This window comes from Arachidicoccus rhizosphaerae (assembly GCF_900107765.1).
In the GTDB taxonomy this organism is placed as follows: Bacteria; Bacteroidota; Bacteroidia; order Chitinophagales; family Chitinophagaceae; genus Arachidicoccus; species Arachidicoccus rhizosphaerae.
This window is the reverse complement of record NZ_FNQY01000007.1, coordinates 137,558-158,010: the sequence shown is the minus strand read 5'-3', so window position 1 is coordinate 158,010 and position 20,453 is coordinate 137,558. Positions and strand designations below refer to the sequence as shown.

Below are 20,453 nucleotides of genomic sequence, written 5' to 3'. Positions count from 1 at the left end.
AACTACCTTTAGTTGTAGAAATCTTCCTACTGTGATATGGATGAAGTAGCTTGTAATTCTATTGAATCAAATGCTAATTCCAACCCATTCGTTTACAGCCATTCAGGTGATTTTAAATACGGTTTTCTTTTATGGCATTGCATCTCATAGATAAAACCAATGATAAGATATTGATTTTCTATTGCTTGTAAGGCCCAAAGTAATTTTTATATATGAAGCTATCAGTAACAGGACGTTGGGGCATTTTGACTCTGAGAATCATATGATTTTCAGGCCTTCAAGGATTAGTTAATTCCCCTTTGGATATAGCTATTTACCGCTGTACAACGCTTTTTTGCCTTACCTTTGCGCCAGAAATTCAAGGTTTGGGACCATTTTATTAATTCTATTCAGATATGAAGAAATTAAATATCGTTGTGTTGGTCGTTATCGCAATTGTAATTGCATTACTAATCAGTCAGTTAGGAGACTTCACCACTTATGAGACCATTAAAACAGCAAAGGCTAAAGAAGGCAAAACGGTGACTGTTATTGCCAAATTGGACAAGAACACCCTTCACTACGATCCGGTCAAAAATCCTAATTATCTCACCTTCCAGGTAACCGATACCCTTGGTGAGCGTATGGCCGTTGCCTACTATTACGAAAAACCAACGGATATGGAAAAAAGTGAACGCATTGTGCTGAAAGGCAAAATGGATAAAGACGGCATATTCCAGATCCGGGAGCAAAGTGGCATTCTTTTAAAATGTCCTTCTAAATACAAGGACAATCCCAATGCCATGAAGGAAGATTTTAGCGCCAGCCGCTAAAATCCGGACAGTCTTCTGTTGCAAAACCGGCAAGACAGTAACCCATCGTTTCCTATTCCATTCTAATCACAGATTTATACTCCAGAGACATGACCTATACAGGTGAGCATCTTTTCCCCGGCCAATTGGGACACTTCGCAAGTGTGGTTTCCCTCGTGGTCTCCCTCATAGCGACTTTTGCCTTTTTTAAAGCGAACAGAGCCCTCATTGAAACCGAAAAGAAAAGCTGGCTTAAAATGGCCAGAGTTGCGTTTTTCATTGAAGCTGCAGCAGTAGTTACCACCATTGGTTGCCTCTATTATATTCTTTCCAATAACTTATTTGAATATTATTATGCCTGGAGTCATTCTGATAAAACGCTCCAGACAGAATATATCTTCTCCTGTCTATGGGAAGGGCAGGAAGGCTCTTTCCTATTATGGACTTTCTGGCATTGCCTTTTAGGAATCATCGTAATCCGCAAGGGAGGCAAATGGGAAGCACCGGTGATGACAGTTGTCAGTTTTGCCCAGTTCTGCCTCGCCACCATGATTATCGGCGTCTATGTATTTGGCCTTAAAATCGGTAGCGATCCCTTTCTTTTAATGCGTCAAAAAGGGATATTAGACAATGCACCTGTATTTATTGACCAGGCAACTGGCCTGTTTAAGCAGGACTACCTAAAATATCTTAAAGACGGGCAGGGATTAAATGCTACGCTTCAAAACTACTGGATGGTCATCCATCCGCCCATCCTGTTTTTAGGCTTCGCTTCTACCATTGTACCTTTTGCTTATTGTTTCAGCGGTCTGATGAATAAGGATCATAGCTGGACCAAACCCGCCTTGTCCTGGGCTGCTTTCAGTGGCGGTATATTAAGTCTGGGTATTATGATGGGTGGCGCCTGGGCATATGAGAGCCTGAACTTTGGCGGTTACTGGGCTTGGGATCCGGTTGAAAACGCCTCCATGGTTCCCTGGCTGATTATGGTCGCCGGTCTGCACTGTAACCTGGTGTATAATCATTCCAAATATTCTTTAAGGACCACCTATATATTTTATATCCTTTCTTTCAGTTTTGTACTTTATTCCACTTTCCTTACCAGAAGTGGCATCCTAGGAGATACCTCTGTGCATGCCTTTACCGGAGCTGACATGAGTGCACAGCTTATCAGTTTTATTCTGGTATTTTTCTTACCGGCCATGTACCTGTTCTTTAAGAACAAAAACACCATGCCCACTGTAAAAAAGGAAGAAGAGTTATACAGCCGGGAATTCTGGATGTTTATTGGATCACTGGTGCTTTTTTTATCCGCATTAATGATCATTGGGCAGACTTCCATGCCGGTTTTCAATAAAATCTTCGGCACCAAGATCGCACAACCGGAAGACCCCAAATTTGCTTACAATAAGATTCAGATTTTTATCGCCTTTGTCGTCGGCATTTTAACGGCTATTACACAGTTCTTTAAATATAAAAAATCAACTGGCAAGCAACTTGCCAAAAGCCTTACGATTCCAACCGTGATCGCACTGGCACTCACTATTATCTTTTGCCTTATTTTCAAACTGGACTATTATACGCACGGCGCTGGATTTCTGGTCGCTATTTACCTGGCTACCTTTTCTGCGCTCTATGCCATCGTGGGTAATTTCAGTTATATCGTTGCTGTACTGGGTGGTAAAATTAAAACCGCTGGTGCCAGTGTGGCACATATTGGTTTTGGACTCCTGCTGTTCGGGGTACTCATTTCATCGAGTAAAGAGCTGATTCTCAGTCATAATACTACAGGAATCGCCTTATTTGAAAAAACAGATACAGAAGATCCCGCAGAAAATATCACCTTATTTAAAGGCGTCCCTATTGATATGGGTAAATATATGGTCACCTTTATGGGGGATTCCATGAATACCAGGGATAAACAAAGGGTTTTCACCATTCATTTTAAGGGTAAAACCAATGGAGAAGAATTTACCTTACATCCTTATTGGTTAAAGAACAACCGCCAGCAGGAAGGTTATGGCGCAACGCCAGATTCCAAACATTACTGGAATAAGGATATTTATACATACGTTTCTTCCTGGCAGCAGGAAGGAACAGATACCACCACTTTCAGGCCGGCAGAACTGGCAGTCGGAGACACCACCTTTTACTCAAACGGGATGATCGTCTTAAATAAAGTGAATGTCACACAGTCTGCAACCAAAATGGGCAGTGATTCCAGTATGGAAATGGGACTTGACATGACCGTTATTACTAAAGATGGCTCAAAATTCCCGGCTACACCTAAAGTATTGATTGATAAGGACAAAGCAAGTGTCATTGCCGACACGGTGCTCGCACAGGGTCTGGTGATCAGGTTCAATAAGGTATTAAATGACAAGGACGGCAAACTGGAGATTGGCGTTAAGGAAAGCAATTCCTTAAACGACTCCTTAACCTTAAAAGTCATTGAGTTCCCGCTGATTGGAGCAGTCTGGTTAGGTGTAATCGTTATGGTTATCGGCTTCTTTATGAGTGTTTTTCAGGGCTACCGGAAGCTGAAACAAACAAAAGCAGCAAAGCAGAGCGTTAGCTAAAGAAAGCATAGCTTTGTCACAATGCTATTCGCGTATTTTTAAAATGAAGGAGGATCAGATGAATAATGGACAACAATCAATGGTAAAATACAGCCTAAAAAAAATATACACCGGGCTCGTACTACTGGCTGTATTATTATTAGCAGGAAGTACTCAACTGATGGCACAATGTGCACTATGTACCAAGACTGCCCAGCAACTTGGTGACGGTCCAGCAGCCGGGCTCAATAAAGGCATTTTATATCTGATGGTAATCCCTATCAGCATTCTCTCCATTATAGGCTTTAAGTGGTACAAAAAAGAAAAGATTACCCGTGCCCTGGAAGATAGCGAATCACAAGTCCAATAAATTGACACACAGCACAACCCTCCATTATTTTTTAGGCAGGGACAAATACTTTACCAGCAATAAACAAGGGGGCCAAATTTGGTCCCCTTGTTTATTGCTGGTAACCCCTCACCATTTAGAAGCGGTCTGTACGAACCACTTCTCGTCTTAGCTTATCTAAATCCGTTCCAGCGTCTTTAGTAAAGAATCAAACGCATACTTTTTATTTCCCCTTTTTAGCAGCTTTATCTGAAGCTGGTCTTAAAGTGACTAGACGCAGATACTTGTCCGGTTCACTGACTAAAAATCAGACTTCAGATGGCCATTTGACCGGTTCAATAAACTTGCTGCTTTACACCCCATCATGACAGCATAATTTTACAGTAACATTTATCCCAGGTAATCAGTAAAAATAATGAACAGATTCATTTTTTTCAGGACAATTAGAATTTGCAAAACTAACTTTATGAAATTCTGGGTCGTTTAAAAAGCATAATTACTTTTGCGGTTGTCTGATCAGTATCCGCCATTTTATTTTCCAGTCCCATCACGTGGCCGGTGCCCATTTGCATCAGGCCAGATAAAAATTCCTTATCTTTGATAACAACAGCTTCCAATGCCACTGCTGATTCACGTCCAAGACCTAGTGCTCCACTGGCAGCAGGACTCCATCATGGACTGCTCCATTTATTCAGGCATTTTCAATAAGAATGTTTCGATATTTTCCGGAGAGATCGCAAAAGTTTTTACATTCGGATAGTTATCAACGAATGTACTGGGGAACCTTACTTTGGCCTTTTTATTCCATTTAAATTCAAATGCAAAAAGATCTCCTCCTTCATGTTCTTCAATCAAATCGACTTCTTGTTGTTGTGTGGTTCGCCAAAAATATTGCTTAACATCAATACCCTGATACTGCAAATATTTTATTCTTTCCGCTATTACAAAATTTTCCCAGAGTCCGCCGACGTCTGTTCTTTGCGATACTGGTTTAAAATTATTAATAATTGCATTTCTGACGCCGCAGTCATAAAAATAGACCTTCCTCCCTTTCTTTATCTCATTTCTAACATTCCTGCTTAAAGCAGGTAAAGTAAATATGACAAATGCCTTTTCCAATAGATCAATATATTTCTCAACGGTCAAGCGAGAAACGCCCACAATACCAGCAATTTCATTGACATTCGCCTCACTCCCAATCTGGAGTGCTAATGCTCTTAAAAGTTTCTCCAGGACTGAATGCTTTTTAATATTATCAAGCACCAATAAATCCTTATATAAATAACTACTAGATAAGGATTTCAACAAATATTTCTCATCACCGGGATTCACCACAATTTCTGGATAATATCCATATATCAATCTATGCTCAATCATGACCTTTTCATGCAAAAAACCATCGTGTGTGACCATTTCCGCAAAACTCAGGGGATAAAGCATAAATTCATACTTTCTTCCTGTCAAAGACTCATTAACACGATTCGCTAACTCGAAGGCAGAAGACGCCGTTGCAATTACCTGTATATCTTTTATCTGGTCAGTAATAATTTTTAAAGTCAGTCCAATATTTGGAATCCGTTGGGCCTCATCAATAAATACTATATTATGATTTCCAATAATTGTCTTCAATAGAGGTACATTGGTATTTGTTAATGCCTCCCGGGTACTTCCTTCATCACCATTAAGGTATAAAAAGGGCCTATCTTCTAATATTTGATGTATCAAGGTTGATTTACCACATTGTCTGGGTCCGAAAAGCAGTATAGCCTTTCCCTTGAACATTCGATTATAAATTGCTTTTTGCAAGCTTCGCTGAATAATCATTCTTTTTAAAATTTAAAACTAAAGCAAATATAGGCAATTATCAAATAATCATAATAATAATAAATTATATTTTTAAATAATCATAATAATAATTAATTATAGTATCAAATAATCATAATAATCGTTTATTAGAAGGATGACTCACCAGCAACTACATAACACTAGATTAACAAAACAAGTACTGCCTTTCCCTAATGTGATGACCTTCCCTGTCCGGTTCAATAGCTGAAAATCAGGCTTCAGACGGACATTTGACCGGTTCAATAAACTGACCGCTTTACTCCGCATCCTGGCAGCATAATTTTACCGTAACATTTACCCCAGGTAAGTGACAAAAATTATGAACAGGTTTATTTTTCGGCATCATCATTTTGACCAGGAACAAAAAGGCTTCCTGGCAAACCGGAGCCCTAGCAAAGCCCCAGCCCCGAATTACCAACCTGCACAAGTAAAAAGACTTTATCACCAATAAAAAAATAAATGATGGGAACGAACATAACAGGAAGACAAGCAGTCTGCTTTCAATCCAAAGGCTTGAATATCGCAGCAGAATTATACATTCCACAGTCAGCTACTTTCCCAACGGCTGGCATTATTGTCGGCCACCCCGGCAGCGGGGTTAAAGAGCAGACGGCCGCTTTATATGCCAGACTTTTTTCCGAAAGAGGGTGGATTGTTTTAACCTTTGATGCAGCTTATCAGGGAGAGAGTGAAGGTTATCCACGCGGACAGGAAGATCCCGGGCAGCGTGTCGAAGATTTCAAATGTGCGGTAACCTATTTAAGTACTTTAGATATAGTGGATCCTGATAAAATCGGGCTATTCGGCATTTGTGCTTCAGGCGGCTACGTAATTAGCGCTGCCGCTTCTGATATACGCGTTAAGGCCGTAGCTACTGTAATTGCCGCTGACATTCACAGACAACTCAGATATGGCGGAGATGGAAAACAAGCTCCGTCAGTTATCGCGAACATGTTGAATGCAGCAGCATCAGATAAGGCAGCAGTCCTTAAGGGTGCTCTTGCTGGCTCCTTTCCTTTGTTCCCTGCAAACGAAGAGGAGGCCAGAACACTCGGTCAACATGTATACGAAGGCTGGGAATATTACAATACGGACAGGGGACAACACCCCAGATCTGCTAAAACGCTGACCTGGCAAAGTGTAGAGCTGATCGCAACCTTTGACGCCTTTGCCTTCATCCGACAAATAACACCCAGACCACTACTCATGATTTCTGGATCCGAGGCAGCAACATTATGGATGACAAAGGACGCCTTTGAGAAAGCCGCGCAGCCCAAAGAAATAATGATAATAGATGGAGCCAGTCATATGGCCTTATATGACAATTTGAATTATGTAACACAAGCGGTTAACAAAACTTCAGACTTTTTCAAATCAGCATTATTACCCTGATTTGGGTATTTTAAGGCAAAGAAAATTAGTAAAAATAAAAACATATATATCAACGCCGTCCAATTCAAAAAAACAAACAAGTCCAGGGAAGATTTTGGCCATTTCCACATTTTATACCCATCAAGAAGCAATTTCGGGCAATTGTAATATCTTCGTATCCACAATAAAAGCCTACGACCATTGCAAGCAATTGTCTATAAATCTACAGGTAGCTGGTATATCGTCAAGACGCATGACGGAAAATCCTATCGTGCGCGCATCAAAGGCGCCATGAAACTGGAAGGCATCACGTCCACCAATCCCATTGCCGTCGGAGATATAGTAGAAATCATTCCAGACACAGAATCCGAGCAGTCGGTCGTCATTACCGAGATAAAAGAAAGGGATAATTATATTGCAAGGGTCTCGCCGCACAATAAGAACCAGCATCATATTGTCGGCGCCAATCTGGACCAGACGCTTTTATTTGCCACTTTGCGCAATCCAAAGACTTCCGGAGGTTTCATCGACCGGTTTTTAATCTCAGCTGAAGCCTTTCACGTACCTGCTATACTGGTATTCAATAAAATCGATATCTACCGCAAAAAAGAAATCGACCTGCTGGAGCTATACAATGACCTATATACCAGAATCGGTTATAAAGTCATGCTGATCAGTATGGAAACGCAGCAGGGCCTGAGAGATTTAAAATACCTGCTCAAAGACAAAACCACCTTGATCAGCGGACATTCCGGTGTAGGCAAATCCACTTTTATTAATGCCGTCCATCCGGATGTCACCCTTAAAACGGGTGCTGTCAGTGGCTGGAGTGGTAAAGGTATGCATACAACTACCTTCTCGGAAATGATTGATCTACCCTTTGGCGGCCGGGTAATTGATACCCCCGGCATCAGAGAATTCGGGGTACTGGACATTTCCCGGCAAGAGCTGTCTCATTATTTTCCAGAGATGCGCTCCAGACTTCATGATTGCAAATTTAATAACTGCCTGCATCTGGACGAACCGGACTGCGCCGTTACAAGAGCGGTGGTGATGGGCGAAATTGCCGAAGAGCGCTATATCAGTTATTGTAAAATTCTGGATACCATCTCAGAAATCACCTATTAACCTGACCGCTTCCTTATCCTTATTACAGCAAATGCTTCCCCCGGTACCTCATAAAAAAAGGTGCGAAAGGATGCCGTTTAGCGGCTCCTGTCTACACCTCTTACGAAAACTTTATCTGCCCAGCTTAACCTCTAAATGGCTAAACCCGGATCTGCCTTTTATTTAGGTACATTATCTTCTTTATACCAGCTGGTATACAGCAAATAATTATCGGCAATTCGCTCAATTTCTCCTTCCAGTAAATCCGGAGATATTTCCCGTATTTTTTTCGCAGGAACACCGGCATAAATACATCCTTCTTCTACAATGGTATTTTTAAGCACCACAGCGCCCGCTGCTATAATGGAATTCTTATGAATGATGGCTCCATCCATAATAACAGCACTGATCCCCACCAATACATTATCATAAATCGTGCAGCCATGCACTACTGCGTTATGACCAATTGAGACATTATTACCAATGATGGTTTCAGACTTCTCATAGGTACAGTGAATCACCACATTATCCTGGACATTTACTTTATTTCCCAGCCTGATTGAGTTCACATCGCCTCTGACGACACTGCCGAACCAAAAACTGCAATCATCTCCCGCTTTAACATCACCTATCAAAGTAGCCGTTGGAGCTACATAATTGTTTTGCCCTAATTCAGGGGTCTTCTCTCTTACGGTAATTATCATAATGTAAATTTTTGTCTTTTTATGGAAGTCTTCTCCCACTTAGTGTCCCAGCTCTTTATTAATTGCATTCAGCACCTGCTGCTCAGACCAATCCTGAGGCAGGAACTTCTGTCCTGTTACCTTTTCAAATAACTCAATATATCTTTTAGAAATCTGATTGACCCAGCTGTCTGTCATCTCCGGCACCGTCTGTCCTTCTTTACCCATAAAATTATTTTCGATGAGCCATTCCCGGACAAACTCCTTACTGAGCTGCTTTTGTCTTTCTCCCGACGCCTGCCGCTCTTCAAATCCTTCCTTATAAAAATATCTGGAAGAATCCGGCGTATGGATTTCATCCATCAGGTATATCTGATTATCCAATAACCCAAATTCATACTTAGTGTCTACTAAGATGAGTCCTTGTTTATCTGCCATCTGCCGGCCTCTTGCAAAAAGCGCCAGTGCATAAGCGGACAACTGTTCCCACTGCTCTGCCGTACACAGGCCAGTAGCAATAATCTGTTCTTTTGAGATATCTTCGTCATGGCCTTCATCTGCTTTGGTAGATGGCGTAATGATAGGCTCTGGGAAAAAGTCATTTTCTTTTAAGCCTTCCGGCAACTTAACCCCACAGAGTTCTCTAAGACCACTGTTATAAGTACGCCAGGCATGCCCCGTCAGATTTCCTCTGACGACCATTTCAATTTTAAAGGGAATACAGGTGCGTCCAACGGACACATTGGGCGCCGGCGTAGCCTGCAGCCAGTTGGGGCAGATATCTCTGGTAGCATTCAGCATATAAGCTGCCACCTGGTTTAAGACCTGTCCTTTATAGGGGATTGGTCTGGGTAAAATCACATCAAAAGCAGAGATCCGGTTACTGGCCACCATCACCAGACGGTCCGTACCAATATAATAGACATCTCTTACCTTGCCTTTGTAAAATCCGGATTGCTCTATAAAATGAAACTGAGGCATATAGGATTAAATTATAGTTTGTAAAAATAACGGAATTGTTTGAAATTTTAATCAGGGAAACTGTAAAACGTTGGTTAAACATTAATTTTAATTTCCACTCATTTTATAAGGGAGTGCCTTTTCGTAACATTATGACAGACAGTAATATATATACAATAAATACCAGTGGCACTGCCAACCAATGAAGACTAATCCCTAAAACGATGGCCAGTATTAGCAGTAAGAATTTAGGCCAGTTTTGAATAAACGATAAGTTCTTGAATTTCAGGCTCATCATCGCAATGGTAGATATCATTAAAAAACTCACTATTAGTGTCACTGCATACCAGAACCAGGAGGTATGCATCAGCTGCTGGAGCGCTTGATTGTCTGTATTTTTAAAAATCAGGGGAAAAGAGGCAATCAGAATACCGCCTGCAGGAATCGGGAGACCTTCAAATTCAGTCGAAAAATGGGTTCCCAGATTAAACCGGGCCAGTCTATAAGCGCCTGCCAGTGGTACCAGCAAAGCAGGCAGTAAATACCAATAATTCATGGACGCTCCGGCTGCCAGGTTGCCGTTACTAAAGGCGATTAGCAGAAACTGGTATAGGATAAGGCCGGGAGCGACCCCAAAGCTCACTAAATCAGCCAATGAATCCAACTGCTTACCCATCTCGGAGGCAGCCCCTAACAGGCGGGCAATCAGGCCGTCTAAGAAATCCACGACCCCTGCAAGACAGATAAACAATGAAGCCACGCACATACGGGCTACCAGATCCGCCTCAGCCGCCCCTCCAGCAGCAAAGCTTAACCCCAGACCGGGTAATCCCGCCAGTATCTGAATTATTGCTAAGCATCCAAATACCAGATTTAACAGGGTAAAACAATTGGCTATGTGTTTTCTCATGAATAAATTTTAAGGGAAACAAAACTACAAATAAAATGCTGGATTTGGCCGGAAGCAGCATTTTATATAGAATTGAGTCCTTAAAAGGGCTCTTGCTGGAGTTTTGACCCCGAAACCAGGCCCCTTTGTCTTTTCTAAGTCCATTATTCCCTCAATAATTAAACACAAAACCTTCAAGACTGGCAGGCTGAATGCCCAAGCCAATCGGATATTTGCGTAACATACAACGAAGGTATGAAAACTCATGGGAAACCACCATGAGTACCGAACATACAGTTAGCTCCATCACTCCAAAAACGCTGTTCTTCTCTTTAATTTGAACCCAGGTTAATATTGAAAAATGTCAGGAGTCAGAAGCAGGGTACAAAAGAACGGTAAATCAGAAAAAAAGGGGCATACAATGCCCCTCAAATTCTCAACAGCCTAATTCAATATCTGTTATTAGAATGCTTTACTTTCTTTTCATCAGCCGCTCTATTTCGTCCACCGTAATAGGTATATTTTTCATCAGATCCTTATTGCCGCTTCTGGTGAGTAAATAATTATTTTCTATCCGGATGCCGGTCTGTTCTTCCGGTATATAAATACCAGGTTCAATAGTCAGTACGGCTCCTACTTTCAGCGGCGTGTATTTATCGTGCACATCATGCACATCGACCCCCAGATGATGAGAGATGCCATGATAGAGATATTTTCTGTAAGCCTTATTGCCCGGATCCTCGTTTTTGATATCTTCTTTTTTCAATAATCCCAGTTTAAGGAAGATCCTGGTAGCCTCCTGACCCACTTTTTCATGATATTTATCCAGTGTAATACCGGGCTTTAACAGGGAAGCGCAGTATTTATGTAGTGCCAAACAGCCGTTATAGAGTTCCTTTTGCCTTTTGGTAAACACGCCGCTGACAGGGATCGTTCTTGTCAGATCTGCATTATAGCCGCCATAACGGGCACCAAAATCCATTAAGATAAGTTCCCCAGATTCACATATCTGGTTGTTATCGATATAGTGCAGGATTCTGGCCCGGTCTCCACTGGCAATAATGCTGGGATAAGCTTCTGAGCTGGCACGGTTACGTATAAATTCATGCAGGATCTCTGCTTCTATCTCGTATTCATATACCCCTGGTTTGATAAAGCCCAGCAGCCTTCTAAAGGTCTGATCTGTAATATCAATGGCTTTTTGAATCACGGCTACTTCCTCAGCCGTTTTAACCATCCTAAGCCGGCGGGTGACTTTGGCCGCTCTTTCATAGTGATGCAAAGGGTAGCGTGCCTTTATTTGTTCTATAAACCGGTAATCCCTGGTAGCCACCTGCGTGGCACCCTTATCGTGTTCATTGGTATTCAAATAAACATACTCCGCTATATGCATAAGTCCGGGTAGAAAGCTTTCCAGCTCATCCAGCCAGATAACAGCCTGAACCCCGGCAATTTCTTTCCCTTCCGCCGCAGTCAGCCTATGACCAATCCATTTTTCCTTGAGTTCATTGGGACGGACTAACACCAGCACTTCCTGCCAGCTTGGATCCGGATGATCCGGAAACAACAACAGCATGGTATCCTCCTGCTCTATACCGGTGAGCCAATACAGGTCGCTATTTTGGACAAATCCAAGGGTGGCGTCCGCATTTTCAGGCATCTGATCATTGCTGTTAAAGATCGCGATACTATCTGGTTTCATTTCTTTGACAAAACGGCGCCTGTTTTCTATAAATAGCTTACTGGGTAAGGGTAAATGTTTCATGGTAGGTATTTTAAATATTGGGGGCTCCCCCCTGATGATTGCGCGTGATTGCCTTTGCAATGTACTGCATATCCCATATCCGGCAAAATTGATGCTGGCCCCGTCAAATCAGTGGCCAAGGCACCTCAAACGAACCAATACTTAACAAAATCTTGTCTTTACTTTATTTTCTGATATTTCAGGTTTTCAGCCCATCTATAATAGAGCGCAATAGACCCCTGCATTTTGCAGGTGGGCTTATTTCGAATCACCTTATCTTTGCGCTTTATGGATAACATAGACAAAATGACGAATTCTAGCAAAAAAGTAAGAACCCGGTTTGCCCCATCCCCTACCGGAGGGCTGCATCTTGGCGGTGTACGTACCGTCCTCTTTAATTATCTGTTTACCCGGCAGCACAACGGGGAGTTTATCCTGCGTATTGAAGATACAGACCGGACCAGGTTTGTGGAGGGTGCTGAACAGTATATATATGACACACTTGCCTGGTGTGGACTGAATCCGGATGAGAGTCCGGCCACCGGCGGCCCGTATGGCCCTTACCGCCAGAGTGAGCGTAAGGCTATTTACGGCCAGTACGCAGAACAACTCGTAAAAGACGGTCACGCCTACTATGCATTCGATACCCCTGAGGAACTGGAAGCCATGCGTAATGACTATAAAACCGAAGCCAACCCGTCCCCCAGATATGATAGTACGCTGCGGGACAAAATGCGCAACTCACTAACAATCAGCGAACAAGAAACTAAAGACTTAATCGCCGGCGGCACCCCTTATGTAATCAGAATCAAGGCGCCTGAGAATGAGACCCTTCGTTTTACTGATCTGATTCGCGGTGAAGTAGAATTCAACAGTTCAGAGACGGACGATAAGGTGCTGCTGAAAGCAGATGGTATGCCTACCTACCACCTAGCGGTTGTCGTAGATGATCACCTGATGCAAATCACCCATAGTTTCCGGGGAGAAGAGTGGCTTCCCAGCTCTCCGGTTCATATTCTGCTTTGGAAATACCTGTTTGGCCTGGAAAACATGGTCACCTGGGCACATCTTCCGCTGATCATGAAACCGGACGGCAACGGCAAGCTTTCCAAAAGAGACGGCGACCGACTGGGATTTCCGGTCTTTGCCATGAACTGGACAGACCCCAGAACCGGAGACTTTACCAAGGGTTACAGAGAACTCGGATTTCTACCGGAGGCTTTTGTCAATATGCTGGCCGTCCTGGGCTGGAATGACGGAACGGAGCAGGAAGTATTTTCCATGGAAGAACTCCTGGAAAAGTTCTCTGTAGAACGTATCCATAAAAAGGGCGCTAAATTTAATTATGAAAAGGCGCTCTGGTTCAATAAGGAATGGATTAAAAAAAGTAGTGCTGATAAGCTGTTGCCGCATGTGCAGTATTACCTGCATAACGCAGGTATTGATACAACAGGGAATAACGACACACTCTTAAGCATCATAGATCAGGTAAAAGACCGTTGTACGCTGCTCACCGATTTTGTGGAACAAACCGGCTTTTTCTTTAAGGCACCCACTACACTGGATCTGGACGCCATCCTTAAAAAATGGAATGAACAAAAGAACAGCTTTTTTGTTGAGCTGATCCGCAGTTATGAACTCACTCAGGATTTTACCCCCGAAAACCTGGAGAATAGTTTTAAGGAACTGGCTGCGGCCAGTCAGTTAAAGCCGGGCGAACTGATGCTGCCCCTGCGCATTATGCTGGTTGGGGGTAAATTCGGGCCGCATGTATTTGATATAGCCTCAACAATAGGAGCTAAACAAACCGTTAGCCGGATCAAATTTGCCCTGGGTCAACTCGAGGCAAATAATGGAAACTAGCGTCAAAAACAAGCATCCACTCATCATTAAATAATATTTTCATGTCTAGTATTGCGATTATCGGTGGCGGCAACCTTGGATCCGCCATCGCAGAAGGATTACTGAACAGCGGTTTTATCACGGCTGAGAATTTATATGTCACCAGAAGGAACACCGCACTTTTAGATGGATTAAAAGAAAAAGGCGTCCATGTATTAAATGATAACCAAAAGGCCGTAGCCAGCGCCGATTATATTATCCTGGCTATTAAGCCTTTCCAGGTCAGCGAAATCATTCAGGAAATCAGCCCGGTTTTGGATGGCAGCCGTCACACCCTGATCAGCGTGGTAACCGGCATCTGGATTCAGGACCTAGTGGAACTGACGGCAGATAAACTCCCCATCGTAAGGGCCATGCCCAATACGGCCATCGCCATTCAGGAGAGCATGACCTGTACCTGTATGCATAAGGTATCCAATGTACAGCAAAAATTTGTAACAGATTTATTTAACCAGCTGGGTAAAACCGTAGAAATAGATGAAAAACTAATGGATGCAGCAACGGTACTGGGTGCCTGTGGAACGGCCTTTGCCATGCGCTATATCAGGGCCAATATCCAGGGCGGTGTAGAGATCGGGTTTAATGCCAAAGTAGCCGCCGTCATCGCCGCTCAGACGGTCAAAGGGGCCGCAGACTTATTACTGCAGCATCATACGCATCCGGAGCAGGAAATTGACAAGGTAACCACCCCTAAAGGCTGCACCATCGCAGGGCTCAACGAAATGGAGCACAGAGGCCTGAGTTCTTCTATTATCCGGGGTATTACGACCAGCTATAAGAAAATTGTAGATAAAATGTAATCAGCCTGACCTGCTCTGAGCATGCAGGCAATGGTGAAGGATTGACTAAAGCAGATGATCATGAAAAGAATAAAACGATCCGCTATATTTTTAAGTTTACTGCTAGGGGCAGGATACGGCTGTATCACCATTAAAAATGATGGCGTGCAGGCTACCGGCAGCACAGCGCATAGCATCAGTGACGCTAAATTATTTACCGCAGTATGGATGCAGAAGTCCGCAGAATATAAAGCCTTAAGCTTGCAGGCTTATCAGCTGGCTGATCTCAGGCTGCAAGAGATACTGACGACTCAGAAGCCTGCCCGGCCACTGGCTATTGTCACCGATATTGATGAAACCTTTTTAGACAATAGTCCTTACGCCATCCATCAGGCCTTGCAGGGCAAGGATTTTGATCCGGCCAGCTGGAATGAATGGGTCAGTAAAGCTTCGGCCGACACCATCCCGGGCGCCTGGCATTTTTTTTATCAGGCAGCAAGCCAGGGAGTCACGATTTTTTACGTCACCAACAGGGATCAGGCGGCAAGGGCAGCCACCCTTAAAAACCTGCAAAAGTTCAACTTCCCAAATGCAGATGCTGCACATCTTTTGACGATGAGCGGCAGTTCCAGCAAGCAGGCGCGCAGAGACAGTATTGCCCAAAATTACACCATCGCCCTGCTGCTTGGTGATAACCTGACGGACTTCTCCGCTTTATTTGACAACCACCCCAGTGAGGCTGCCCGTGCTGCTGCCGTGCTAAATAACAAAGAACTCTTCGGCAAGCGGTTTATCGTGCTGCCCAACCCCAATTACGGAGACTGGGAAAATGCCATTTACCAATACAAACATTTAAGTCCGGAGCAAAAAGCAGCAGCCTTTCAAAAGGATGGCGCAGGCTATTAACCCATTAAGGATTTTGAAAAAACAGAGCGAACTGACCGGTATAGCACCTTTCATGTCCGCTCTGTTTTTCTATTATATTACCTTTAGTCTGCTGAATCTACCTTCATACAACACTTTTTAAAACCAGGCCGCAATGACACCCTCCCATAAAAGCAATCCTATAAGTATTTTACGGCTTACCACGGCACTCGGACTCGGAGTCACGCTCGGACTCGGACTGAGCCTGGTAGCGCCTCTAAAAGCGCAGCAGACAGACGTCTTACTACACGAAAAGACGAAAGCCACCTGGCAGATTCTGGACAGCAGTCTTGTTTTTAATCACGCGCCTTTTGCCAGTTGCCATGCGTCCACGCTTACCATGACCGCTGACGGCAGGCTGCTTATCGCCTGCTTCGGGGGCAGCCATGAGGGGGCAGAGGATGTGGGTATTTGGGTGACCAGCCGGTCAGGCCCAGGGGTTTATACAGGGCCTGTTCAGGTTGCCACTGGCGATCCGGACGCCTCCACTTCGGGCGGGGCCCGGGTACCTTTATGGAACCCGGTGCTATATACCCGTAAAGACGGCAGCATTCTGTTATATTACAAAAAAGGCAGCAGCCCCAGGACCTGGAAAGGATACTATAAAATATCCCGCAACAACGGGCAAGACTGGAGCCACGCGCAGGCGCTTCCTGCAGGCATATTAGGTCCTATCAAAAACAAACCGGTTCCAGGTCCTGGAAGCGTGCTGCTTTGCCCCAGTAGCGTGGAACAGGAAAATGGTAAATGGTATGCGGCAGTAGAAATCACAAAAGACGGCGAGCACAGCTGGTCTTCCTACCCTATCGACAGCGCCAACTCCTGGGGTGTTATTCAACCAACGATACTCAGCTATGATCATGGTAAGCGCTATCAGGCACTGCTTAGAAGCAATCAGAATTATATCCTTCAGTCCTGGTCCGGGGATGCCCTGCACTGGTCAAAACTTGAGAAAACGGCGCTACGTAATCCGAACTCAGGCATTGACGCCGTCACCTTAAAAGACGGCACCCAGCTGCTGGTCTATAACCCTGCCGGCAGCGGTAAAAACTGGTGGGACGGGAGGGCTCATTTAAATGTCGCCATTTCAATGGATGGTATTAACTGGCAGGATATACTGATGCTGGAAGCACATGACAAAGGAGAATACAGTTATCCCGCCGTTATCCAGGCCCCGAATGGCCATGTCTTTATCAGTTATACCTATGACCGTCAGAATATTAAACTAATAGAGCTGGTAAAGCGGCGCTGATCTGCGCTGATCTGCACTTTACCAGCGCCGCCTATTACCCTTATTGCGCCTTAGGTTGCAGGTGCACATTCAGATAAACGGAATACCTTTCATAACTGTCATAAAACGGTTTAAACTGAACACCGCCGATTTCAAATCTTAGTTTGCGGGGATCGCCTTTGATGTCTTTACCCAGATCATCCGGGTCCAGGGTAATATCACGCCACTGGGTTCTGGGCTCCGTCTCCTGTGCGGCCAGTAAAACAGGGCCATAAAACAAACTGGCAATATTGGGCTGATCCATCACTGGATCCAGGTGAAACTGAAAAGGCATGATCAGGGTGACTCTATCGCCATCCTTCCAGGATCTGCTCAGTTTGACATAAGTGCCTGGGGTCGCCTTGAGCTGTTGCACTTTCCCGTTGATTTTAATAGTGAAGCCTTTTTTGGCCCATCCGGGTACCCGGACATATAAATCAAAGTTGCCTTTTCCCTGTATGGTCAGATCTGTTTGATCCTCATAAGGAAAACTGGTGGATTGCACTACCTTGATCTGCTTATCTGCCCAGTCCAGGGTGGAAGGAATATATAAATTCACATACAGCGACTGGTTGTCCTTACCCTTAAAATAAATGGAGTTTTGCAGTTTGGTACTGCTCTCAAGCGCCGTTCCATTGCAACAGGTAAACCCAGTCATGTCCGCATTACCAAACTGCTTACGGGAAGCCGGCCTTAGCGGTATATGGTAGGTATTGGCCGGGCTGTTTTCCGCCACTGATGCCAGGATATCATTATAGAGTGCTCTTTCATAATAATCCATCAGCGCCGCATCCTGCCCGAACATGAAAAGGTCATCTGTTAATTTCAGCATATTATAGGTAGCACAGGTTTCATTCTGACCACCGGCAGAAAATCCGTTTTCATAAAGGGTCGAAGGCTGGCTGATAAAGCATTCCGCGTTGGCCGGATTGCGTGCGCCGGCCACCCCGCCGATGCTGTACATATAATCATTGACCGCTTTATACCAGAAATTATCTGCGATTTTATAATAATCCGGATCACCGGTAGCCCGGTAGGTTTCTATGCTGCCTACAATCTGCGGGATATGCTGATTGGCATGCAGCCCCCTGAATAAATCCACATTTTTAGCCAGCCCTCCGCTATGGGTACTGTCCCCATAGAAAACACGGATATTATCGAAAAGCTGCGCTGTTTTTAAATACTTTTTCTCCCCGGTTACTTCATATAAACCGGCCATCACGTCATTCATCCCACCGTATTCACCGGCAATATATGTATTCCACATTTTAATCAGTGTCTGCTGCGGCAGTTTACTTAACCGGTCATAGACCCAGTCACCCATTGCCTTGGCGATATGCAACGCTTTTTTATTACCGGTTACTTTATAGACCTCTAAAAGACCGGCCAGTATTTTGTGTAAGGTATAGTAAGGCGCCCAGATCTGATCCGGCTGGGTACCGTATTTAGCGCCTTTTTCCAGCATGATAAACTGATCGGGCGGATAAGCACTGATAAAGCCTACCCCCCAGTTCCAGTAATCGTGACGGATGCCGGTATCACTTAAATCTGAATTATAATCAGATTTACCGGGTCCAACAGGTACCAGTACCGGATCGGCCTGATAGGCACTCCCTGCCTTAACAGGCCTGCCGGATAGTCCGGCCAGGGTGTCCAGCACCTCTACCATATAGGTCATTTTCTGGCGAAATATTGCCTGCAGTGCCGGATCATACCCGGTTGAGGCGTAGGCCTGTGCCAGGGCCGATAAATAATGCCCCGTAGCATGACCTCTGAGTTTACAGTCTTTACTATCCCATACCCCCAGCGGCTCTGCGCCGGCAGGCTGCGGACGCCCGAAGGCATGACGGAACATATACAAAAAAGAATTAGGGTCTGTCTTTGCAAGAACCGTAATAAATTTATCTCGGTTCTCTATAAACTTTGTCGGATGTCCGTTTCTGTCTGCATCGAGCCTTACCTTATCAAGCCCGAAGGGAACGAGACTTAACGCAGGGGCAGGTATAGCTTTGCTGTCAACGACATGGATATGCGCTTTAGGGTGCAGCTCCGTTCCCGGCACCTGACCGGTTAGGGTATAGGTCCCTGCTTTTGCCGCCTGACTATTATCTGTAGGCGTGGGCCAGATGACGCGCACCAAGGGGCCTTCTATATCTTTACGGTAGGTACCTTTCACATAACTTGGCAACCTGGGCAGATCGCCTGCCTGGGTAGTGACCGACACGTCCTCCACCCCCGTCAGATACTGATTATAGAGCTCAGGCTGACCCTTTGCAAATCTTGGCAGATCATCTTCCATTTTATGCTGATTGACCCTGCTCTGATGCTCCCCGTTAAGCGCCCCCGTATAGATAGCGCCCACCTGCTGACTGGTCAGCGCAATGCGGTAGATTCTAAAATCATGCAGGCGCGCGGCGAGCGGGCTATTATCCTGATTAATGGAACTGCCAATATGCAGCCTTGCATCACCTGAAAGATTATCCAGAAAACCGGTCAGATCCCCTGAAAGCTGCCCCGGATGTCCGGCCGGTTCTCCGTTGAGATAAGCCTGGAAAGATTTTGCGGCCATATCTGCTACCACCACCAGGTGCTGCCAGTGACCGGGCTCCAGGGCCTGATTATTTTCCACGCTTACTTTATAGCGACCCGATTTTAAGCCGCTGGTCCATCCGGCCTTATCCATGCTCAGATAAAAATGCCGATTGCTATCTGTTCCAAAATCAAATAAATAGCCCCCACCCTTGCCGGCAGGCAGATATACCCAACAGGAAATACTGATGGATTCCATATCAGACAAAGTGCCCTCAGGCAAACTGATAGAAGCGTTCTTTTGTCCGGGCAGCATCACGACCTCACCGAACTGTTTATCTTTGACAAAGGACGCGGCCCCGTTTTTATACGTGGCATGCAGATTATTGCGAGACCAGTCCTTGATATCTCCTTTAAAGATATACCGGGCCACAAGACCCGTCTCCCCTATCCCATCCAGAATCTGATCCCCGTTCTGCGCAAGGGCAGGACTGGCAAAAAGCCATAACATCAAAAATACCATGCTCAGGTGTAAAGCGCTGCTTGCTTTCATATCCAATAAATTTATCGTCAGGTTTTCCCTTAAAACAGGCTAAAATTAAGCAGATTGACCGAGCTTATATGCCCGTAAATTAACCTTCATAGCGTTAAAATTAACTGTGCAGCATTAATTGATTGTATCTGTAACACTTATACGGCCTTCTGCCCGGCAATCGGGGTCCTTACCCTTACTTTGCTTCTAAAAAGACAAA

General features: G+C 44.5%; 15 protein-coding genes. 9 read left to right on the top strand and 6 right to left on the bottom strand.

Annotated features, from left to right (window positions below):
* Positions 1–395: 395 nt before the first annotated feature.
* The 3 genes from BLU80_RS07930 (at position 396) to BLU80_RS07920 (ending at position 3,719) form a co-directional block, all read left to right on the top strand.
* Complete coding sequence (locus tag BLU80_RS07930) at positions 396–812, top strand: cytochrome c maturation protein CcmE domain-containing protein (RefSeq protein ID WP_091396237.1); 417 nt, start codon at positions 396–398, stop codon at positions 810–812.
* 89 nt (positions 813–901) lie between these two features.
* The gene (gene ccsA, locus BLU80_RS07925) at positions 902–3,370 is read left to right on the top strand and encodes a cytochrome c biogenesis protein CcsA (protein ID WP_091396234.1); all 2,469 of its coding nucleotides are present in this window, start codon (positions 902–904) and stop codon (positions 3,368–3,370) included.
* A 58-nt stretch (positions 3,371–3,428) separates the two neighbouring features.
* Positions 3,429–3,719: a hypothetical protein gene (locus BLU80_RS07920; protein WP_244518807.1), complete on the top strand. Its 291-nt coding sequence runs from the start codon at positions 3,429–3,431 to the stop codon at positions 3,717–3,719.
* Positions 3,720–4,385: 666 nt separating this feature from the next.
* On the opposite strand, the gene BLU80_RS07915 is transcribed toward BLU80_RS07920, so the two are convergent.
* Complete coding sequence (locus BLU80_RS07915; RefSeq protein WP_211481791.1) at positions 4,386–5,522, bottom strand: ATP-binding protein; 1,137 nt, start codon at positions 5,520–5,522, stop codon at positions 4,386–4,388.
* A 480-nt stretch (positions 5,523–6,002) separates the two neighbouring features.
* On the opposite strand from BLU80_RS07915, the gene BLU80_RS07910 reads away from it, so the two are divergent.
* Positions 6,003–6,935 (top strand): alpha/beta hydrolase, encoded by a 933-nt coding sequence (locus BLU80_RS07910; protein WP_244518805.1) that lies wholly within the window; start codon positions 6,003–6,005, stop codon positions 6,933–6,935.
* Between the two features lie 180 nt (positions 6,936–7,115).
* Complete coding sequence (rsgA, locus tag BLU80_RS07905; protein WP_091396228.1) at positions 7,116–8,042, top strand: ribosome small subunit-dependent GTPase A; 927 nt, start codon at positions 7,116–7,118, stop codon at positions 8,040–8,042.
* A gap of 158 nt (positions 8,043–8,200) precedes the next feature.
* Here rsgA and BLU80_RS07900 read toward each other — a convergent pair whose 3' ends face one another.
* The 4 genes from BLU80_RS07900 to BLU80_RS07885 all read right to left on the bottom strand — a co-directional run bounded on the left by BLU80_RS07900 (position 8,201) and on the right by BLU80_RS07885 (position 12,318).
* On the bottom strand, positions 8,201–8,725 hold the full coding sequence (locus BLU80_RS07900) for a gamma carbonic anhydrase family protein (protein ID WP_170831178.1): 525 nt from the start codon (positions 8,723–8,725) through the stop codon (positions 8,201–8,203).
* Positions 8,726–8,764: 39 nt separating this feature from the next.
* Positions 8,765–9,685, bottom strand: a complete 921-nt coding sequence (locus BLU80_RS07895; RefSeq protein ID WP_091396224.1) for a phosphoribosylaminoimidazolesuccinocarboxamide synthase — start codon at positions 9,683–9,685, stop codon at positions 8,765–8,767.
* A 103-nt stretch (positions 9,686–9,788) separates the two neighbouring features.
* The gene (locus BLU80_RS07890; RefSeq protein ID WP_091396221.1) at positions 9,789–10,574 is read right to left on the bottom strand and encodes a CDP-alcohol phosphatidyltransferase family protein; all 786 of its coding nucleotides are present in this window, start codon (positions 10,572–10,574) and stop codon (positions 9,789–9,791) included.
* 451 nt (positions 10,575–11,025) lie between these two features.
* Positions 11,026–12,318 carry an aminopeptidase P family protein gene (locus BLU80_RS07885; RefSeq protein WP_091396218.1) on the bottom strand — a complete coding sequence of 431 codons (1,293 nt, stop codon included), beginning with the start codon at positions 12,316–12,318 and terminating at the stop codon, positions 11,026–11,028.
* A gap of 285 nt (positions 12,319–12,603) precedes the next feature.
* On the opposite strand from BLU80_RS07885, the gene gltX reads away from it, so the two are divergent.
* From gltX to BLU80_RS07865, 4 genes are all read left to right on the top strand, one after another.
* Positions 12,604–14,160, top strand: a complete 1,557-nt coding sequence (gene gltX / locus BLU80_RS07880) for a glutamate--tRNA ligase (RefSeq protein ID WP_091396216.1) — start codon at positions 12,604–12,606, stop codon at positions 14,158–14,160.
* Positions 14,161–14,201: 41 nt separating this feature from the next.
* The gene (proC, locus tag BLU80_RS07875) at positions 14,202–14,999 is read left to right on the top strand and encodes a pyrroline-5-carboxylate reductase (protein WP_091396214.1); all 798 of its coding nucleotides are present in this window, start codon (positions 14,202–14,204) and stop codon (positions 14,997–14,999) included.
* A gap of 60 nt (positions 15,000–15,059) precedes the next feature.
* Positions 15,060–15,884 (top strand): 5'-nucleotidase, lipoprotein e(P4) family, encoded by an 825-nt coding sequence (locus BLU80_RS07870; protein WP_091396211.1) that lies wholly within the window; start codon positions 15,060–15,062, stop codon positions 15,882–15,884.
* 133 nt (positions 15,885–16,017) lie between these two features.
* A complete protein-coding gene (locus BLU80_RS07865) occupies positions 16,018–17,154 on the top strand; it encodes a sialidase family protein (protein WP_091396208.1) in 1,137 nt (378 codons plus the stop codon).
* Between the two features lie 40 nt (positions 17,155–17,194).
* On the opposite strand, the gene BLU80_RS07860 is transcribed toward BLU80_RS07865, so the two are convergent.
* Positions 17,195–20,254: a beta-L-arabinofuranosidase domain-containing protein gene (locus BLU80_RS07860; protein ID WP_091396205.1), complete on the bottom strand. Its 3,060-nt coding sequence runs from the start codon at positions 20,252–20,254 to the stop codon at positions 17,195–17,197.
* Positions 20,255–20,453: the final 199 nt, after the last annotated feature.

Excerpts from the sequence above, each read along its gene's own strand:
- BLU80_RS07870 (WP_091396211.1), top strand. The coding sequence starts at position 15,060 with ATGAAAAGAATAAAACGATCCGCTATATTTTTAAGTTTACTGCTAGGG.
- BLU80_RS07865 (WP_091396208.1), top strand. The coding sequence starts at position 16,018 with ATGACACCCTCCCATAAAAGCAATCCTATAAGTATTTTACGGCTTACC.
- gltX (WP_091396216.1), top strand. The coding sequence starts at position 12,604 with ATGACGAATTCTAGCAAAAAAGTAAGAACCCGGTTTGCCCCATCCCCT.
- BLU80_RS07915 (WP_211481791.1), bottom strand. The coding sequence starts at position 5,522 with ATGATTATTCAGCGAAGCTTGCAAAAAGCAATTTATAATCGAATGTTC.
- BLU80_RS07860 (WP_091396205.1), bottom strand. The coding sequence starts at position 20,254 with ATGAAAGCAAGCAGCGCTTTACACCTGAGCATGGTATTTTTGATGTTA.
- ccsA (WP_091396234.1), top strand. The coding sequence starts at position 902 with ATGACCTATACAGGTGAGCATCTTTTCCCCGGCCAATTGGGACACTTC.
- BLU80_RS07885 (WP_091396218.1), bottom strand. The coding sequence starts at position 12,318 with ATGAAACATTTACCCTTACCCAGTAAGCTATTTATAGAAAACAGGCGC.
- BLU80_RS07920 (WP_244518807.1), top strand. The coding sequence starts at position 3,429 with ATGAATAATGGACAACAATCAATGGTAAAATACAGCCTAAAAAAAATA.
- BLU80_RS07910 (WP_244518805.1), top strand. The coding sequence starts at position 6,003 with ATGATGGGAACGAACATAACAGGAAGACAAGCAGTCTGCTTTCAATCC.
- BLU80_RS07890 (WP_091396221.1), bottom strand. The coding sequence starts at position 10,574 with ATGAGAAAACACATAGCCAATTGTTTTACCCTGTTAAATCTGGTATTT.
- BLU80_RS07930 (WP_091396237.1), top strand. The coding sequence starts at position 396 with ATGAAGAAATTAAATATCGTTGTGTTGGTCGTTATCGCAATTGTAATT.
- BLU80_RS07895 (WP_091396224.1), bottom strand. The coding sequence starts at position 9,685 with ATGCCTCAGTTTCATTTTATAGAGCAATCCGGATTTTACAAAGGCAAG.
- proC (WP_091396214.1), top strand. The coding sequence starts at position 14,202 with ATGTCTAGTATTGCGATTATCGGTGGCGGCAACCTTGGATCCGCCATC.
- BLU80_RS07900 (WP_170831178.1), bottom strand. The coding sequence starts at position 8,725 with ATGATAATTACCGTAAGAGAGAAGACCCCTGAATTAGGGCAAAACAAT.